Annotated in this window: 11 protein-coding genes; 6 read left to right on the top strand and 5 right to left on the bottom strand. The window is 31.1% G+C overall.

The window, feature by feature from the left end; all coding sequences use genetic code 11:
- Nucleotides 1-70: 70 nt before the first annotated feature.
- The 5 genes from P161_RS0111600 to P161_RS0111580 all read right to left on the bottom strand — a co-directional run bounded on the left by P161_RS0111600 (nucleotide 71) and on the right by P161_RS0111580 (nucleotide 10,564).
- The gene (locus P161_RS0111600; RefSeq protein WP_026777154.1) at nucleotides 71-4,078 is read right to left on the bottom strand and encodes an ATP-binding protein; all 4,008 of its coding nucleotides are present in this window, start codon (nucleotides 4,076-4,078) and stop codon (nucleotides 71-73) included.
- Between the two features lie 160 nt (nucleotides 4,079-4,238).
- Nucleotides 4,239-5,447: a sialidase family protein gene (locus tag P161_RS18430; RefSeq protein ID WP_051605725.1), complete on the bottom strand. Its 1,209-nt coding sequence runs from the start codon at nucleotides 5,445-5,447 to the stop codon at nucleotides 4,239-4,241.
- A gap of 88 nt (nucleotides 5,448-5,535) precedes the next feature.
- Nucleotides 5,536-6,528, bottom strand: coding sequence for a sialidase family protein (locus P161_RS18425; RefSeq protein ID WP_081817074.1), 993 nt, complete (start codon nucleotides 6,526-6,528; stop codon nucleotides 5,536-5,538).
- Between the two features lie 224 nt (nucleotides 6,529-6,752).
- A complete protein-coding gene (locus tag P161_RS0111585; protein WP_051605723.1) occupies nucleotides 6,753-8,159 on the bottom strand; it encodes an arylsulfatase in 1,407 nt (468 codons plus the stop codon).
- Between the two features lie 122 nt (nucleotides 8,160-8,281).
- Complete coding sequence (locus P161_RS0111580) at nucleotides 8,282-10,564, bottom strand: hypothetical protein (protein ID WP_051605722.1); 2,283 nt, start codon at nucleotides 10,562-10,564, stop codon at nucleotides 8,282-8,284.
- A 362-nt stretch (nucleotides 10,565-10,926) separates the two neighbouring features.
- Here P161_RS0111580 and P161_RS18420 point away from each other — a divergent pair, with 362 nt between their 5' ends.
- From P161_RS18420 to P161_RS0111545, 6 genes are all read left to right on the top strand, one after another.
- Nucleotides 10,927-11,943, top strand: coding sequence for a family 43 glycosylhydrolase (locus P161_RS18420; RefSeq protein WP_081817022.1), 1,017 nt, complete (start codon nucleotides 10,927-10,929; stop codon nucleotides 11,941-11,943).
- A gap of 126 nt (nucleotides 11,944-12,069) precedes the next feature.
- Nucleotides 12,070-13,485, top strand: coding sequence for a sulfatase-like hydrolase/transferase (locus P161_RS0111565; protein WP_026777151.1), 1,416 nt, complete (start codon nucleotides 12,070-12,072; stop codon nucleotides 13,483-13,485).
- An 18-nt stretch (nucleotides 13,486-13,503) separates the two neighbouring features.
- The gene (locus P161_RS0111560) at nucleotides 13,504-15,060 is read left to right on the top strand and encodes an arylsulfatase (protein WP_026777150.1); all 1,557 of its coding nucleotides are present in this window, start codon (nucleotides 13,504-13,506) and stop codon (nucleotides 15,058-15,060) included.
- Nucleotides 15,061-15,072: 12 nt separating this feature from the next.
- Nucleotides 15,073-17,370: a glycosyl hydrolase gene (locus P161_RS19115; protein WP_051605721.1), complete on the top strand. Its 2,298-nt coding sequence runs from the start codon at nucleotides 15,073-15,075 to the stop codon at nucleotides 17,368-17,370.
- On the top strand, nucleotides 17,371-18,033 hold the full coding sequence (locus tag P161_RS0111550) for an SGNH/GDSL hydrolase family protein (protein WP_026777149.1): 663 nt from the start codon (nucleotides 17,371-17,373) through the stop codon (nucleotides 18,031-18,033).
- A 5-nt stretch (nucleotides 18,034-18,038) separates the two neighbouring features.
- Entirely contained in the window at nucleotides 18,039-19,436 is a 1,398-nt protein-coding gene (locus P161_RS0111545; protein WP_026777148.1) for an arylsulfatase, read from the top strand.

Here is a 19,436-nt window from a genome sequence, read left to right as displayed (position 1 = left end):
CATAAAAAAAAGCATTGGTTAAATAAGTCAAAGAATTGGTGGAATCGTTTAATTTACTGAAAACACTGACCTAGTGAAGGTTTTTTGAGTTTTTTTCTTTGTATTGAGAAGGCAAACAGCTAAACTGTTTTTTAAATGATACATTAAAATATTTATAATCATTAAAACCAACTTCATTTGCTATTTGAGTTAAATTCATATCTTCTGAAGCTAAAATTAGGTAGGCTGCTTTTTTTAGACGAATAGATTTTATAAAGGCGGTTAATGACAAACCTGTAAGCGATTTTATTTTACGATATAATGTAGATTGGCTCATATGCAATTTATCTACCATATCATTGATACCAAAGTTGGAGTTTTCCATATTTTCTTCTACTAGTAAAATAGCTTTGTGTATAAAAGTATTTTCGATATCTGTGTCTGTATTTTCAACAGCAGTAGGCTCAAACCGAATTTTGTTTTGCAAATGCTCGCGTACTTTTTCTCTATTATCTAATAAACTGGCTATTCTTGCTTTTACGATACTTGCATTAAAAGGCTTTGTAATATAATCATTGGCACCTGTTTGTAAACCTTGAATTTCAAAAACCGAAGAAGTTCTGGCCGTTAAAAGTATAATAGGGATGTGTGAAGTAGTTATTTTAGATTTTAATTCTTTGCAAAGTGTAATCCCGTCTTTTTCAGGCATCATTACATCGCTAATGATCAAATCAGGAATTTCCTCTGAAGCAGTTTTAAATCCTTCATTACCATTACTTGCTTTTAATATTTGATAGGTATCATTCAGAATATCATCTAAATAATTTAGGATTTCCAGATTGTCATCAATAATAAGAACACTATGCTCTTTTGTGTTGTTTTTAATATTTAGGCTTGAGTCTGCATTTGGCAGAATATCGTATGCTTTAATATTATCAGTATTTACATGGCTTTCATTAATCTCACCTTTGTAAAGACTAGCGTTTAATGTTAATTTTATTGTAAATTCTGTACCTACATTTTTTTTACTTTTTACCTTAATCGTTCCATGATGTTGTTCTATAATTTTTTTAGAAAAAGCTAAACCAATACCACTTCCAATCATACTGGTTGTATTTGCTGATTTAATTTGAAAAAAGCGATCGAAAATCTTATCTAGATTCTCTTCATCCATGCCAATACCATTGTCTTTTATAGCTATTACACAAAATCCTTCTTCACGTTTTATGGACATTCGTATTTTGTCTCCAGAGTTAGAATACTTAATCGCATTGGAAAGTAAATTGCACAGAACAATTTCCATTTTATTTCTGTCAAAAGGAAAAAATATTTCTTCTTCATCAGATACAAATTTGTATTTAATGCCTTTGGATTTTGCTAGTTGCTTAAAATAAAGGTGTACTTCTTTTGAAAATCTTACAAAATTTCCATGGGAAACTTGTATGGCCTGCAATCCGTTATCTGCTTTCCTAAAATCTAACAATTGATTGATTAGGTTTAACAATCGGTTTGAGTTTCTATCTATGATTGCAAGATTTTTGAAAACTTTGTTTGATAAATTCTTACTTTCTAATAATTCTTTTAAAGGTGTTATTATTAACGTTAAGGGTGTTCTGAATTCATGAGATATATTTGTAAAAAAGTTGAGTTTTGCTTCGCTTAACTCCATCTCCTTTTCTTTATCTATTCTGGCTATTTCTAAACTATTTTTTAATTTTAGTTTGTAATTATTTGATCGAATTAAATAAACAACAATACTTCCTAATAGAAGACAGTATACAACTATAGCCCAAGGACTTTTCCAAGGTGAACCTGCTATAAAAATTTCCAGTATTTTGGGCTCACTCCAATTTTGCCCATCTCTAGTTCCTTGCACTTTGAGTGCATATGATTTTGGATTTAAACCCGCAAAATTTATTTCATTTCTGTTTTGTAAATCAATCCATTCATCATGGTAACCCTCCAATAAATATCTGTACTGAATATTTAACGGCCCAAGAAAATCGTTTGCAACAAATCGAACTGAAAAATAATTATCCTGATGTGTTAGTTGCACTTTTTCAGCATAATTAAAACTTTTATCCAAAATTGTTTTATGAGTGTTGTAATCAATTATCTGATTGTTAACTCGCAATCCAGAAAATATGATTTCTGGTGTGTTTTTAAAATCTTTAATTGTTGAAGGCTCAAAAAAAGTAATATTATCTATACCTCCAAAGTATATAGATTCATCCTTATAATTATAAAAACTTCTATTATTAAACGAGGTTGTTCTAATACCATTTACAGCATCATAATTTGTAATAGTGGTATCTGCTTCGTTATATTTTACAATACCTGTATGTGTAGTTAACCATAAATTATAACTGTCATCAAAGGTTATTGAGCTAATAAAATCATTATTAAGGCCATCTTTTTTGGTTAAAGTGCTTTCTTTAGTCAGTATACCATTCTGATATTTTAACTTTATTAATCCATTTGGGGTCGCCAACCAAATTAAACGACCTTTTATTGCAAAGGAATTGATGATGCTACTTGTTGATTTTTCTTTGAGTAATAAAGATTCATGTATAAATTCCTTTTTTTTGTTATCAAACAAATGCAATCCATTATATGTACTCATCCATATCGTATTCTCTTCGTCTTTTTGTATTGAAGTTATACGATTACTTTTGATTGTATTTTTATTTTCGTGGTATTTAGAGTAAAATTGATAGGTTTTAGGCTTGTCAATGTTCTCTAAATGAACCATTGCAACACCTTGTTGTTGACTGCCTATTAAAATAGTATCTTTTTTAATTAAAAAAGCGGTCACTTTGCTGATTCTTTTAGAAAAAAAAGTAACTTTTTCTAATGTGAGATCATAAATATAAAACCCTTCTGAGACGCCTATATATAGTTTTCCATTATGTTCATATAAAGTATATACTTTTGTGTTTCCAATATCCTTAATTTGTTTTAAATTGGAAAAATCTTTACCATAATAAACACCTGTAAAAAGTGTTCCTAGAAAAATATTGTTTTTGTCTTTGTAAATAGAAGTAAAATTTAAGTGTTCTTTTAATTCTTTATTTTTTATAAATTTATTGGCATTTTTAAAACCATTCCCTTCCACTAATTTAACAATACCACCATTTGCTGTTGCAAGCCAAGTAATATTATTGATGTCATGATGTATATCTAGTATGGTTTTATAGTTGTCTTTTATTTTTTCTGGATTTTTGGAAACCAAATCAATTTCCATGAATTTAGTTAGACTGTCGTTACTTCTGTAAATGCCATTGCCCCAAGTACCAATCCATAATCTATTGTGTTTATCTAAAGAAAGTTTTTTCGAAAAATCACTAATTACTCCAGTTTCTAAAGATTCTATGGAATCTGTTTCATAATTATAAGCATAAATTTTCGAGTTTCTTACAGATGATGAAATCCAAACTTTATTTCGCTCAGCATCTGCAAGTATATCTGTAATTTGTCCTTGAATTTTAAAAGTACGTATGCTATTGTCTGTAGCATTGAAAAAATGCAAATTATTACCATTACAAAACCACATGTTATTTTTAAAATCTTTAGAAATACTATTTGCGATTCTGTTACTCTCATAGTGTCTGAGTAATTTTTTATGATTAGTATCAATAACAAACACACCATTTTCCCAGGTACCAACCCATATATTGCCTTCTTTGTCTTCAGATAATGCTGTAATTCTTAAATTATCTCCATAATTTGAATCAATTAAATTATTATAGTTTTCAATATGGTTGTTTTTCATATTCAAAACTGACAAACCTCCAGTTTTTGTTCCAATCCAAATGTTAGATGCTGAATCTTTAAAAAGGACTTCTATATTTTCATTTAACAGTCCACTATAAACTGAGCTGGGTTTTATATACTCAAAATCGTATCCGTTAAATTTGGTGATCCCGTTTTCTGTACCAATCCATTTGATGTTTAAATTATCACTTAAAATACTGGTAGTATAATTGTGTGATAAACCCTGTTCTGTGGTTATAAAATCTATGACATAGTTAAAATCATTCTTTTGAGCTAAAATGAATGTGTTATATAAAAAAAGGAGTACAAAAACTGTATGTTTCATCATTTTAATAGGTATCAATTTAAAAAACACAAAATTTTTCTAAAGTGTTCAAAAAAACATTCAACTAATTTTAAATCTAAATAAAAATATAAATTCTAAAAAAAATTAAAAATATTATATTATTAGTAAAAAACACTTCTATAATTTACAAATTCTTCATTTATTTTAAAAAATTATAATACGTTGCTTTTTTGTTTTTAGAAAGCTCATTGTAATTATTTATTCTTTTAAAAACTATGTAATTACTATTATGCTGATTGTCTGCACCTCCAAACGTATCATCATAAGCTGTTCTGATAATTGCAATGATATCTCTACCATCAAACTGCCAATCTACATACTGAAATCCATGCTTTTCTAAATCTGGATGATATAGAATTTCTTCATGGACTTCCCAATTCATTAAATCTTTGGAAGAAGATAGGGTTAAACAATTTCGTGTTCTTTCTGGATTATAACCAATATCCTTTATATGATTAGAAAGTGTCCAATATCGTTTTGTTTTTTCATCAAATCGAATGGTAAATTTTTTACTTCCTCCTGGAAAATTTAAAAAATCTTTATCAGGATTAAAACTGATTTTATTTTTTTCGGCATCATAATGTACCTTGGCCACCTTTCCACCATTTTCTAAATAATGAACTCTTAGAATGTTCACTAATTTATTTTCGGGTGTTACCAATACATTGCCTTCTAACCAAGCAGTTCCAAGCCATCGCTGATCAAAATGCAGTCTATTAGATACAACCCAATTTTCCGCTTTTAGTAAATCTGCATTTATGGGTGCAGAAATAAGTAAGACTTCCAAATTAAAACCCCATCCATAACCAGGGTTTCTAACCTCTAAGGCTCTATAGATTCTATCTTTGTAAGTAACTACAGGAACTGGAGCTGTATGATATTCAAAATCGTTTCTTAAAAGTCCTGAGTTATTATCTCTGACTTCCGTCCAAGTTTTTCCATTATCGATGCTTTTTCTAATGACTAAATCTCCATATACTTTAGAGGTTCCCATTAAATAAATAATACCATCATGACTAAAAAGATTGCCCCACATTATGTTGTCCAAAGATATAGTTTTCAGCCAAGTTCTGCCTTTATCTTTAGAGATTGCAATATGTGTTATTGGTGTTGTTTTGTTGTTTGAGTTAGGCCCAAATTCGTCATAAGAAGCAAGGTAGCTCCCATTATTTAATATAAGTATAGATGGGCTCCCCAAGTACACCTTAGAACTAGCTTTAGAATGAGCGATTACAGTACCAATTTCTTCTATTTTATGCTGGCCATGGCTTTTTAAAACAGATATGTTTAGGCTTAAGAAACAAATTAGAAAAACTTGCATTAAAATTGTTTTCTTATTTAAATTCATGTAATTACTTTTTTAATACTATTCTATTATTTATGCTGTTTAAAATCTTTATCAAAGAAAAAATTTTAAACTACTTTTTGTGATCACTTTAAAAATTATAATAGCTTGCTATTTTATTTTTAGAAAGCTCATTGTAATTTTCTATCCTTTTAAAAATCATATAGTTATTATTATGCTGACTGTCTGCACCTCCAAACTCATCATCATAAGCTGTTCTGATTACAGTAATGATGTCATTACCTTCAAACTGCCAATCTGCATACTGAAATCCATGTTTTTCTAAATCTGGTTGATATATAATTTCTTCATGTACTTCCCAGTTCATTAAATCTTTAGAAGAAGAAAGGGTTAAACAATTTCGCGTTCTTTCTGGATTATAACCTATGTCTTTTATATGGTTAGAAAGTGTCCAATATCGTTTTGTTTTTTCATCATAACGTATGGTGAATTTTTTGCTTCCTCCTGGAAAATTTAAAAAATCTTTATCAGGATTAAAACTGATTTTGTTTTTATCGGCATCATAATGTACCTTGGCAACCTTTCCTCCATGCTCTAAATAGTGCACTCTTAATATGTTAACTAATTTATCATCAGGAGTTACAACAACATTACCTTCTAACCAAGCAGTTCCTAACCATCGCTGATCAAAATGCAGTCTATTAGATACGACCCAATTTTCGGCTTGTAATAAATCTGCATTTATGGGTGCAGAAATAAGTAATGTTTCAAAATTAAAACCCCATCCATAGCCAGGATTTCTAACCTCTACAGCTCTGTATAGCCTATCTTTATAAGTAACCACAGGAACTGGAGCAGTATGATATTCAAAATCGTTTCTTAAAAGTCCTGAGTTATTATCTTTAGCTTCCGTCCAAGTTTTTCCATTATCGATGCTTTTTCTAATGACCAAATCTCCATACACTTTAGAGGTTCCCATTAAATAAATAACATCATTATGTAGAAACAAATTAGCCCAAACTATGTTATTGATTGTTGTTCTTTTTTGCCAAGTAACTCCTTTATCTTTTGAAAAATAAATATGCGCTTTGGGATGTGAAGTATTATTTGAATTTGGTCCCATTTCACAGTGATAACTTAGGTAATGCCCATTTTTTAGTATGATTATAGATGGACTCCCTAAATAAATTTTGGAGCTTGCTTTTGAATGATTAATTTCTACTCCTATATCTTCAATTTTATTTTGGGCTAGCATCTGTGATTCACACAAGCTAAAACTTAGTAAGAGTAGTATAAAAACGTGTTTTATGTAGTATTTCTTTTGAGTGTTCATATTTTAATGGATGTTTAATCTTTAAGATGTATACGATCTTTTTCAATTTTTTGCGTCCAACGATCCAGTAATTTTGTGAGCTTCTTTACTTTTTTAGGATATTTTTCAGCTACATTAAATTGTTCTTTTGGATCTGTTTTTAAATGATATAAAACTGCAGGTAATGCTGTATTTGGTTTTGGAATTTCTTTGGTTGTAAACGGTCTTACTAATTTCCATTCATCTAATTGTACTGCTGCATTAAATTCATAATTAGGCAAATAACGATTCCATTGCCAATAAAACTCTTTATGTTTTTTTGTAGAGTTTAAATTGAGCTTTTGATTTAAAAAGCTACTTCCATCTAAACCAAAAGGTGTGCTGAATTTTAAATCACACATGTTCACTAAAGTAGGTAGCACGTCTATAAACGTGATAATTTTATCAGTCTCTTTAGGAGCTAAATGATTTTTCCATTTCATCATAAAAGGTACCTGAATACCCCCTTCATAAACCGTGTATTTAGAACCTTTAAGGTTTAAATTAAATCTTTTCTGAACCATAGGATCTGGACCATTATCGCTCGTAAAAATTACAATGGTATTTTCCTCAAGGTGTAACCTCTTTAACTCCAATAAAAGTTCTCCAACAGTCTCGTCTATAATTTCAATCATCGCATACACTGTTGCAGTTTCTGTATCGAATCCTTTCTGTTTATATTTTTCTACATAAGCTTCGGGTGCACCAATTGGCCTGTGAGGAGCATAATGTGCCAAATGCAAAAAGAAAGGATGTTCTTTATTCTTTTGGATAAAATTTATGGCACGTTCAGATAAATCTCTAGTTAAATATTTATTTGTTTGATGCACTACAGAACCGTTTGATTCTAAAGTATAATCAAAATAAGTGGGTATTTGTTTTGCCTGTACAAAACCTTCAAAAATATCAAAACCTCTTTTTAGCGGATGGTAATCTTCTCCAACTCCTGAGTGCCACTTACCTATTAACCCAGTTGTATAACCATTTTGTTTAAAAGCATTTGCCAAAGTTGGAATTTGTTTTTTTATTCTGGTAAGCTTAGGAAATTTTTCTGAATTTAAAGATACCACACCTGTTCTATGAGGATACATTCCCGTTAATAAAGCAGCTCTTGCAGGTGCACATACAGTGGAAGAAGAATAAGCATTTTTAAAAAAAAGACTTTCATTTTTTAATCTATTTAATGATGGGGTATTGTTTAATCCATTATTTAAAGAGGCTAAATCACCAATTCCCATATCATCTGCCATTATTAAAATAACATTGGGTTTTTGATTTTTTTTATGGCTTTGGTTTTTTGTTTGACTATTGAAATCACCTATCGTAAAAATGATAACCAACAAAAAAAGTAGTTTGCTTTTATTCATTTTAATAGGTTTCCTATTTTGTTCTTTGAATAACATAATTCAGTGATTTTAAATTGATCGACTACATAAAAAACTGTTTCCTAAAATAATAATATGTCAAAAATGTTTCAATTTTTTTATAGTCGGATTAGAAAAAAGTTATAGCTAAAAATTTTACACTAATAGATAATAATTTTCATCACAAAAATAGTTCCGAGTATTTCTGCAGTAATAATTTTTACACCTTTACCAAGTTTATGAGCATTAAATAGTATAGAATCGTCTGAAAATATTTCTTTAAACAATAAACTCCCATTGGTATTGTAGACGGAAACTTTTGTTTTTTCAACGTTATTTGGATCAAAATACCTTATTTCAATTTGGTCTGAACTTTTAAAAATGGTTTTATTTAAGTAAACTAGTTCTTTTTTAGTGTTCGATAATTGAGAGGCTAAACTCAGGGTTGTTTTAGTAACATCTAAAATTTCTATTTTGTCTAAAATACCATTTTCAAATCGGATTGAATTCAGACCTTTATTTAATTTTTGTACAAAAGAAAAAGAAGTAGGATTTCCAGATTGGAAACAAAAAGCATCTGAAGCTGGTAAAATAATCGTTTCTTGCTCGTTATTATTTACAGCTATTTTTAATGAACTTTTAACAGCATTTAAATAATACACTGTAATCAGATAGTCGCCACTTTCAGTAGCATCAATAGTATTAAATGTTAACGATTCGCCAGTGTCTTGAAAATTAATGGCTCTAGCACCAGAGGCATTTGGACAGTTAATTTCATTTGCTCCTCCTTCAAAATTTCCAGATTCAGCCTCAAAAGTCGCTACATTTACAGCAGGTGTACCTTCACCATTATCAGCACCTATATTTGTGTTTTCTAATAGATTTACTGGATTTCCAAAAATATCTTTGGTTGCTTTTGATGTAATCTCTTTAAAAATACCAGTACCTGCTAAAGGAAATACAGGTTCCGTAAAACGATGCGCTTTCGCAATAACAGGGCTAGAAGATTGTATACTATAACCTGAAAAGTGATTAAGATTAGGCATACTCAATTGAGGATTTGACTCTAACTTGGTAGCATCCAAATTTTTAAATGCTGCTGAAATTGTACCCCCATAAAGCAAATTATTTTTAAAATTTGAGGTCCCAACATTAAACTCGTAATCTTTGATGCCTAATTTTGCATTCGGTTCTAAATAAATAATATTATTTAAAAAGCTAATATCTTCTGCAACAAGCAAAATTTTAGAATCACCCAATACATTTTTATAATCTCTACCTTGGTAAATCGTGTTGTTATAAATAAATATATTTTTACTCTTTATTTTTCTGTTAGTGCCAGCATAATCATTCACCCAAAGTAAATTATTTTTTCCACCACCTTCTTCTGTTCCTTCGTTTACGCTAATATTATATCTCCAAATAATGTTATCATTGTCTCCTAAAGTTTCACAAAAACCACCTGCTGAATCTTCTAAATAATTGTATTGATATAGGATATTGGTATTCCCATAATCTACGTGCATCCCAGAAGAATCTCCAGCACCTCTTGAATGTTGAGAAATGTTATATTGAGCCACTACATCATCTGATGCAAAAACCCACATTCCACTGCCCCTGCCTACCATTCTAGAGTCGGATTTAGATCCCGTAAATCGCATTACATTATTTTCGTACAAAACTCTTTTTGTTTGTGATAAAATGGTTGCAGAGCCACCAATATCAATAAAAGAATTATTTCTAATTACAATGTCAGATCCATATCTTCTTAACCAAACACCTGTTCTTTCAATATCAGTAAAAAAACAGTTTTCTATGATCACATCATTCACAAAGGCGTCAAAAAAATGCAAACCAGAAGTTCTAATACTATTAAAAGAAGTATTGGCACTACCTAAAGAATAAATATTTTGAAAACGAAGATTGCTGAACCTAAAATGTTTAAATAAGTTTCTATCTTCAAAATTTCTAGATGCTGGTAACGTTAAAAAGCTTTGAAAATAAATTCCATAAGATTTATCATCATTAGAAGCATTTCCATCCGTATCAAAACGTTCGTTTTCAATATGTAGGTTATGGAACTCTAAATATTCTTTGCCAATTATTCGTATGGTACTTCTGGGGTCTGCTACTCCATTATCTCCATTGCTTCCCTGTAAAATAGGGAGATTTCCTGTTCCATAACTATCATAAACAATTGGAGCATCAATAGACCCTGAATAAGAAACTACTATTTGACCTGTAAAAACATCTCCTCTTTTAAACAAGATTTTATCTCCAGGACTAAGAGATAAACTATTTAATTTTGAAATGGTTTGAAAAGGACTTGTCTCATTACCAGTGTTTGTGTCATTTCCTGTAGAATTACTAAAATAATAGGTATTTTGTGTTTGAGCACAAAAACTTACAACAAGTAATAAAAATAAAGCTGTTTGTTTAAACATTAATTTTACGTTTAGACTCGTAAAATTAATTCATAAATGCATGAAATTATTGGGGTTTAAGGTCAATTAAATGGTCAATATGGTTAAATCGTCATCTTATAAACTAAACAAACTATAAAGAAGCACGAATTCATCTAAATAGAATCGCGATTTATAACCATAATGAAAATTCATTTTTTACTAAGCTTTCTAAGACTCTTAATTTGCCTTTTTTTTCAGTTAAGACAAATTGCCTTAAAAATCATGTAATAAATTGATTTACGATTTTAGTCAAATGGACTATGTTTTTGAACTATATGTTCCCATATAGAAATTCATATTTATGTAGTTTTGAAGAAGTACTTATTCTTTTATTAAATTCCATGAGAAAAATCAAACAAAAAACAAAAGATTCCGCTACAAAAAAAATATTTCACCCTTTCTTTATACTGATATTCCTCAATTTATCTGTATTTGCCCAACAACCACCAAAATACAATTCTTTTACTCCAGGAGAAAAATGGCTAGATACAGATGGTGTTCATATTGATAGTCATGGTGGTAATATTATTTATGTTGAACATCAAAAAACCTATTATTGGTATGGTGAGCGTCGTGGAGAACCTAGAGGTGCATCCTGTTACTCTTCTAAAGATTTATACAATTGGAAAAACGAGGGAACTGTTCTAGAAAAATGTGCTATTAAAGTTTTTGAACGCCCTAAAGTAATGTATGATAAAATCAAAAAACAATACGTAATGTGGTTTCATTATGATGGCTTTTTGAATGGCAAAAATTATCGGATTGCCGAACTTGGAGTTGCTGTTAGTAAAGAACCCACAGGCCCTTTTATCATAAAAGATCATTACAGACCAAATGGCAATGAATCTAGAGATATTGGTATGTACCTAGATCCTGAAACGCAAAAAGCATATATTGGTTATGCTGCTGGGCATATCAACAAAACAATTCGAATGGTAGAATTATCTAAAGACTACCAAAGCACAACCACTAATGATGTCGATATTGATGCCCATTGTGAAGGACCAGGTATTCTGAAAAAAAACGGTATTTATTACTTATTGACTAGTGAATGTTCCGGTTGGACTCCAAATCAAGGTACTTATTATACCGCTTCAAATATCATGGGGCCTTATAAAAATCAAGGAAACCCGTTTATAGGAGATGTTGGTAATAACTCCTTTAATTCGCAACCTTGTTATATTTTTAAAATTCCAGGTTATAAAGATGCATACCTATATATGGGAGACAGATGGAATGGTAAAGCTAGTCCCGAATCAGAATATGTTTTTTTACCGATTACAATTACATCCGAAGGTAACATGGAAATCCATTGGCATAAAGAATGGGATTTAAGCTTATTTACCCCAGAAAAATAAATATATTGTTGAGATATATAGTATAATGACTGTATTCACCATCTCATTGAATTAATGAACCATGCTTGATTCTTAATGAAGCATTAGATTTGATTTTTACAAAAAATAGTATCAAAACTAAAATAAATGAAAAGCACAACGTTACTTTTTTTCCTTTTAATATCATTCAATGTTGTACAAGCGCAAAAAACTGATGAAATCAAAAAACAATCTCCAAACATCATCATCATTTTAGCAGATGATTTGGGTTATAACGATGTAGGATTCAATGGATGTAAAGACATTCCAACTCCTAACATCGATAAAATTGCAGCTAATGGAGTAAAGTTTACCAATGCCTATGTAAGTTATGCAGTTTGCGGTCCAAGTAGAGCAGGATTGATTACAGGACGTTATCAAGATCGATTTGGGTTTGGAAGAAACCCTTTGTTTGCTCCTAATGATCCAGAAATGGGCTTACCACTAAGTGAAGAAACACTGGCTGCTGCACTTAAGAAAGCCGATTATAAATCTGTTGCTTTAGGCAAATGGCATTTAGGTGCTCACGAGAGTCAACGACCTTTACAAAGAGGATTTAATGATTTTTTTGGATTTTTAAGCGGTGGGCATCAATACTTTCCAGAATTATGGACTTTAAAAGATGAATATGAAGTAAAAGCTCAATTTGATGCGTACAAAACAAAACTCTTAAGAAATAATACAAGAATAGAAGAAAATGAATACTTAACAGATGCGCTTTCTAGAGAAGCTGTTAATTACATTGAAAAATACAAAGAAGAACCATTTTTTATGTATCTAGCCTATAACGCACCACATGCACCTATGCAGGCTACAGATACCTATTTAAAGAGATTTCCTAACATTAAAGATAAAAAACGAAAAACGTATGCTGCTATGGTTAGTGCCATGGATGATGGTGTAGGAAAGGTGATGAACAAACTTGAGGCATTAGGTCTTTCAGAAAATACAATAGTTTTATTTTTATCTGATAATGGTGGTCCAGAAAAAAACAACGGTTCAGATAATGGAGCACTAAGAGCAGGAAAAGGTCAGCTTTTTGAAGGTGGTATACACGTACCTTTTGCAATGAAATGGCCTGGTAAAATTCCGTCAGGTAGTATTTATGAATCTGCTATTATCTCATTTGATATTTTTGCTACAGCTATTGGCAATGTAGCAAAACCAATAAAAACCAAAAATGAATTAGATGGTGTTGATCTTATTCCTTACATCACTGGAGTTCATAAAACATCTCCTCATGATTATTTATTTTGGAGAAAATTTGACGCTGACAACCATGCAATTCGAAACAATAAGGGAGAAAAAGTAGTCATGATTAAAGAAAAATCCTTGTTATTTAATCTTGATAAAGATATTTCTGAAACTACTAATTTAATTCATTCACAAAAAGAACTTTTTAAGCAGCTGGAGGAAACCTATCAAAATTGGAATTCCAAAATGTTAAACCCTATTTTTTTGGGGCTCCTTCAAGATTCAAAATATACGAAATCAAATCCAAATAGATATAAAAAATTAAAATAAACTAATAAACTAGCCTTAATGAAAAAATCAATGTACCTAGTTCTTGTCATTTTCACAGTTTTCACTTCGTGTAAAAATAAAGAAAAAGCAAATAACGCAACCACACAAGAAGTGAACAAACAGCCAAACATCATCTTTATTTATGCAGACGATTTAGGTTATGGAGATGTAAGTGCCTATGGAGCTACTGAATTCTCTACACCAAATATGGATAAATTAGCAAATGGTGGTGTAAAATTCACGAATGGCTATGCAACTTCAGCAACATGTTCTCCAAGTAGATATGCATTGTTAACTGGTATGTATCCTTGGCGCAATAAAAAAGCCAAAATTTTGGAAGGCTCAGCTCCTTTAATTATCGATACAGAACAAAAAACACTTCCTAAAATACTGAAGAGTCAAGGGTACAAAACAGGTATTGTTGGTAAATGGCATCTTGGTTTAGGCGATGGAGATGTAAATTGGAACGGTCATATTTCTCCAGGTCCAAACGAAGTAGGATTTGACTATAGTTATATCATGGCAGCAACCCAAGATAGAGTTCCAACAGTTTATATAAAAAATGGTTTTGTAGAAAATTTAGATCCAAATGATCCTATAGAAGTAAGCTACTCTAAAAATTTTGAGGGTGAACCAACAGGAACAAAGAATCCAGAACTTTTAAAAATGATTGGCGACCCACAGCATAGCAATAGTATTAATAATGGTGTACCACGTATTGGATATATGAAAGGAGGTACTTCTGCAAAATGGATTGATGAAGACATGGCCGATACTTTTTTAGTAAAAGCTCAAAACTATATTAAGGAACAAAAAAACAATCCATTTTTCTTGTATTATGCCTTACAACAACCTCATGTACCAAGAACACCACATTCTAGATTTGTTGGAACTTCTGGTATGGGACCAAGAGGAGATGTTATAATCGAAGCTGATTGGTGTATTGGAGAACTATTAAAAACATTAGAAACAGAAGGACTTCTAGAAAACACACTCATTGTTTTATCTAGTGATAATGGTCCTGTATTGGATGATGGATATGCAGATAATGCCGTTGAAAAACTTGGAAAACATAAACCTTGGGGCGAACTTAGAGGTGGAAAATATAGCCTTTTGGAAGCTGGAACGCGTGTACCTTTTGTAACGTACTGGAAAGGCACTATAGAACCTCAAGTTTCAAATGCATTGGTTTCTCAAGTAGATTTGTTAGCCTCTTTATCAGAATTAGTTGACGCTGATGTTCCGAACACAGATAGTCAAAACTTAATGGATGTATTTTTAGGAAAAACAAACAATGGTAGAGAAAACTTAATTATTGAAGCTACATCACGTACCGCTTTTAGGCAAGGAAATTGGGTTTTAATTCCACCTTATAAAGGTCCTGCAGTAAATAAAATCAAAAAAATAGAAACTGGAAATTCAAAAGAGTTCCAACTCTACAACTTAAAAGAAGATATTGGGCAAGAAACTAATTTAGCAAAAACCAATCCTACAAAATTGCAAGAAATGATAAACAAGTTTGAAGCAATTAGAGGAACATCTTATAACGATACCCAAGAGCCTGTTTTTAAATAACCATAAAAAGCTATGAAAAAAATTATAATACTTGTTGCTTTGATGTTCTCTTTTTTGGGATATTCTCAAGAACTAATTTGGACAGGTAACGCATCTACTAATGATTTTTTTGATGAAAACAATTGGGAACACAGCAGTACAAACCTTGCTCCTACTTCTGGAAGTATAGATGCTGAACAGCCCATCAATATAGCCTTGCAATTGCATAATGCTAGTGCATTAGTCATTGCTAATGGAGTCATCAATTTAGGAACAGGAAGCTTATCAATTACGGATTCAAGTTTAGAAGCCACTGCTTTTTCTTCTGGTAATGTTTCAATTAGTAATGAAGGATATGTTGATTTAAGTGACACTAATCCACTTCAAAATAATGTATCCATCAATTTTACATCAGGTATTAGTTGGCTAAGAACAATAAATTTAAAAGGGGATATTGTTCTAAATAATTATTTATCACAAATAAAAGTAAATAGCGCCACAGCTATTTATCAAACAAATCTTCGCTTAGATAATTACTATTTAGAAGGTACAGTAATAAGGAGTAATGATTTATCAACAGTACCGTTAATTATTTATGATGATTCAAATTTACAGGGCACATCTGGAAATATATCCGTAGATATTGTTCATTCTGGACAAGCGATTTCCAACAATATGAATAATAAAACGGAATCCTTCATGCTTAAAAAAGGATTTATGGCAACGTTTGCAATCGATGAAGATGGCACCAATAAAAGTAAAAATTACATTGCCTCTACAGAAGACTTAATAATTAATGAACTGCCTTCTTATTTATTAAATAAAATCTCTTTTATACGAGTTATTCCATGGAATTGGGTGACCAAAAAAGGTATTGGAGGCAATACTGCAGGGTTAGACAACGGATGGTTTTACAGATGGAACAATAATGGCGCGTCTTCAATAGATATTGAGTACGTACCCATGTCTTGGGGTTTTGGAGGTGCCAATGATGATAATGATATTGAACTCTACAAATCCAAGTACAAAGCAACTCATGTATTGGCTTTCAATGAATCTGACAACTGTGAAGATCAATCAGGGCAATATAATAATTTATGCGACACAGATGTTGCAGTTTCTACGTATAAAAATTTAATGAAAACAGGCTTGCGTTTAGTTTCACCAAGTGGTAGAGAAAATGCACCTTTTGGCTGGTTAAAAGAATTTTATGACAAAGCCAATGCACAAGATATCAGAATAGATGTTATTGGAGTTCATTGGTATGACTGGGCTTCGAGTCCTGAAAATAGCCCGAATGCAGATCCTAACTTGGTTTTTAATCGATTTAAAAATTATTTACAAAGGGTTTATGATTTGTACGGATTGCCTATTTGGATTACTGAATTTAACGCGAATCCAAACAGAAGCAATGCCACCAATTATGAATTCATGCAATTGGCTTTACCATATTTAGAAACGTTAGAGTATGTAGAACGTTACGCTTGGTTTCAACCAAATTCAGGCACAGCAGATTACTATGATGCTTCAAATACAAATTTAACCAATGTTGGAAACTTTTATAAAAATCAACTTTCTACACCATCTGTTGCCAAGGCAACACTTTCAGAGGATAATAATTTAGACATTTATTACAACCTAATGGGTTCATCTGAAAATTTATTAGTGAACGGTTTTTTTGAAACTGAAGATTTAACAGGTTGGACAGGGACTAACATAGGGATTTTATCAAATGCAAATACGTATGAAGGAACTACCTCTGGAAGAATTCTTGCAGGTGCTGGAAACCTTCAACAAACTGTATATGTAGCACCTCTAGCTACCTACGATTTATCCTTTTATACAAAATGGTTTGTTTCTCCCTCAGAAGGACCAATTTCGGTTCAAATCCTTAACGCTAGTACTAATGAAATAATTGCTAGTAAATTAATGACGACTAATACCAATTGGAATTTGATAAATTTAAGTTTTACGGTTCCTGCTGGTGTAACATCCATTAAGTTTTCTGTTGATAAAAAAACAGGAACTCCTGGCTGGTTTATAGACAATGCCTTATTAATAAAATCTGAATCGCTAGCTATATCAAATTTTGATGTAAATGCATTTAATATGTATCCAAATCCTACATCAGGAGTATCTACTATAAAAACAAAAACGCCTATACACTCCTATGCCATATATAATTTGCAAGGGCAATTAATAGAGAAAGCAGCAAATTTGAATCTTTTAAAACTAGCTATCAACTTAACCAACAAAACTAAAGGAGTATACATTATATCAATAGAAGATCATAATGGTAAGCAGTCATCTAATAAATTAATTTTAAATTAAATGATTAAAAAGCAAGCCTTTTTACGTGGAATTCTATTTTTAGCTATTATAGTTGAATGCTCTTTTACGAGTAAAACACCTGATATTTTAATTATAGGTGATTCTATTTCCATAGGATATACTCCATTTGTAAAAAAACATTTTTTAGGTAAGGCAACCGTGTTTCATAATACTGGTAATGCACAGCATACTGGAACTGGCCTAAAAAACATTGAAAAATGGCTAGGAGATAAACATTGGGATCTAATTCAATTTAATTGGGGATTATGGGATTTATGTTATCGTCATCCAGATTCAAAAGCATATGGAAATAGAGATAAAATACATGGTACTCCTGAATTTACAATTGATGAATATGCTACAAATTTAGACGCACTTGTTGCTATTATAAAGAAAAAATCAAATGCAAAATTAATTTTTGTAACAACTACGTACGTGCCTAAAGATGAAACTGGCAGACATGAAAGTGATGTTCAAAAATATAACGATGCTGCAAAATTAGTGATGAAAAAACATAACATCCCTGTGAATGATATTTATGAGCAATCTATTAATATTCACAATACATATGGAAAAGGCGCTAAAGATGTGCACTATACAACCACTGGTTACCAAAAACTTAGCGAACTTATTATCGAATTTCTTGAAACCGAAATAAAATAATGACTATGAAACACTTATTTATATCATTAATTATAATACTTGCAACATCTTGCTCTGTAAACAAAAACAATAAATCAGCAGGAACTAACAAACCCAATATCATTTATATTTTAGCAGACGATCTGGGTTATGGAGATTTAAGTTCTTACGGACAAACAAAATTTTCTACACCCAATATAGATCAACTCGCAGAAGAAGGTATTTTGTTTACCCAACATTATGCTGGTGCTACAGTTTGTGCACCATCAAGATCTTCATTAATGACAGGATTACATACAGGTAACACGCCAATTCGCGGTAATAAAGCTCTAGAATTGCCTAGTGAAGCAAAAACATTAGCCGAGTTTTTAAAAGATAATGGTTACAAAACAGGAGGTTTTGGAAAATGGGGATTAGGTTCTGCCAACGCAGAAGGCTCTGCTTTACATCAAGGATTTGACTCTTTTTTTGGATATTATAGTCAGATGCTAGCACATCATTATTACCCAGATTATTTATGGGAAAATGATAAAAAAGTAATCTTAAAAGGAAATCAAGGACTCAACAAAGAGCAATATGCACCCAACCTAATCCATAAAAAAGCACTTTCTTTTATTGATGATCATAAAGCAGAACCGTTCTTTTTATACTATCCTTCAATAATTCCACATGCAGAATTATTTGCTCCTAAAGAATATTTAAACAAATTTAAAGGAAAATTTAACCCTGAAAAAAACTTTAAAGGAACAGATGATGGTGAACTTTATAAAAAAGGTAGGTATGGTTCTCAACCAAATAGTCACGCAGCTTTTGTTGCAATGATTACATTATTAGATGACCAAGTTGGAGAAATTGTTCAAAAAGTAAAGGATTTAGGATTGGAAGAAAATACTATTTTTATTTTTACTTCGGATAATGGACCACACAAAGAAGCAGGAGCTGATCCAGATTATTTTAATAGCAATGGTGGCCTAAGAGGATATAAACGTGATTTATACGAAGGTGGCATAAGAGTACCTATGATTGCTAAATGGAAAGGTAAAATTGAAGCAGGAACAACTACAAATCATCCTTCTGCTTTCTGGGATGTTTTACCAACTTTTGCAGATGTATTAAAGGTTGATACTACTTTTAAAACAGACGGAATTTCTTTTTTACCAACATTACTGCAGCAAGAAAATCAAAAAAAACACGATTACTTATACTGGGAATTTCATGAATTAAATGGAAGACAAGCTGTATTAAAAGACCATTGGAAGTTGGTGAAATACAATGTAAAAACCAAACCTAAATATTTTTTATTTGATTTACAAAACGATATTGAAGAAAAAAACGATTTAAAAGAAACCAGTACAGCAAAATTTGAAGAATTAAAAACAATAATGGCAAATGCTAGAACAGCATCTGAAAATTTTAAATTCTAA

The sequence above is a fragment of the Polaribacter sp. Hel_I_88 genome (genome assembly GCF_000687935.1).
Classification (GTDB): domain Bacteria; phylum Bacteroidota; class Bacteroidia; order Flavobacteriales; family Flavobacteriaceae; genus Polaribacter.
Note: the sequence above shows the minus strand (reverse complement) of the source record. Positions and strands in the feature narration are given on the sequence as shown.

Excerpts from the sequence above, each read along its gene's own strand:
- P161_RS0111600 (WP_026777154.1), bottom strand. The coding sequence starts at position 4,078 with ATGAAACATACAGTTTTTGTACTCCTTTTTTTATATAACACATTCATT.
- P161_RS18430 (WP_051605725.1), bottom strand. The coding sequence starts at position 5,447 with ATGAATTTAAATAAGAAAACAATTTTAATGCAAGTTTTTCTAATTTGT.
- P161_RS18425 (WP_081817074.1), bottom strand. The coding sequence starts at position 6,528 with ATGGGACCAAATTCAAATAATACTTCACATCCCAAAGCGCATATTTAT.
- P161_RS0111585 (WP_051605723.1), bottom strand. The coding sequence starts at position 8,159 with ATGTTATTCAAAGAACAAAATAGGAAACCTATTAAAATGAATAAAAGC.
- P161_RS0111580 (WP_051605722.1), bottom strand. The coding sequence starts at position 10,564 with ATGTTTAAACAAACAGCTTTATTTTTATTACTTGTTGTAAGTTTTTGT.
- P161_RS18420 (WP_081817022.1), top strand. The coding sequence starts at position 10,927 with ATGAGAAAAATCAAACAAAAAACAAAAGATTCCGCTACAAAAAAAATA.
- P161_RS0111565 (WP_026777151.1), top strand. The coding sequence starts at position 12,070 with ATGAAAAGCACAACGTTACTTTTTTTCCTTTTAATATCATTCAATGTT.
- P161_RS0111560 (WP_026777150.1), top strand. The coding sequence starts at position 13,504 with ATGAAAAAATCAATGTACCTAGTTCTTGTCATTTTCACAGTTTTCACT.
- P161_RS19115 (WP_051605721.1), top strand. The coding sequence starts at position 15,073 with ATGAAAAAAATTATAATACTTGTTGCTTTGATGTTCTCTTTTTTGGGA.
- P161_RS0111550 (WP_026777149.1), top strand. The coding sequence starts at position 17,371 with ATGATTAAAAAGCAAGCCTTTTTACGTGGAATTCTATTTTTAGCTATT.
- P161_RS0111545 (WP_026777148.1), top strand. The coding sequence starts at position 18,039 with ATGAAACACTTATTTATATCATTAATTATAATACTTGCAACATCTTGC.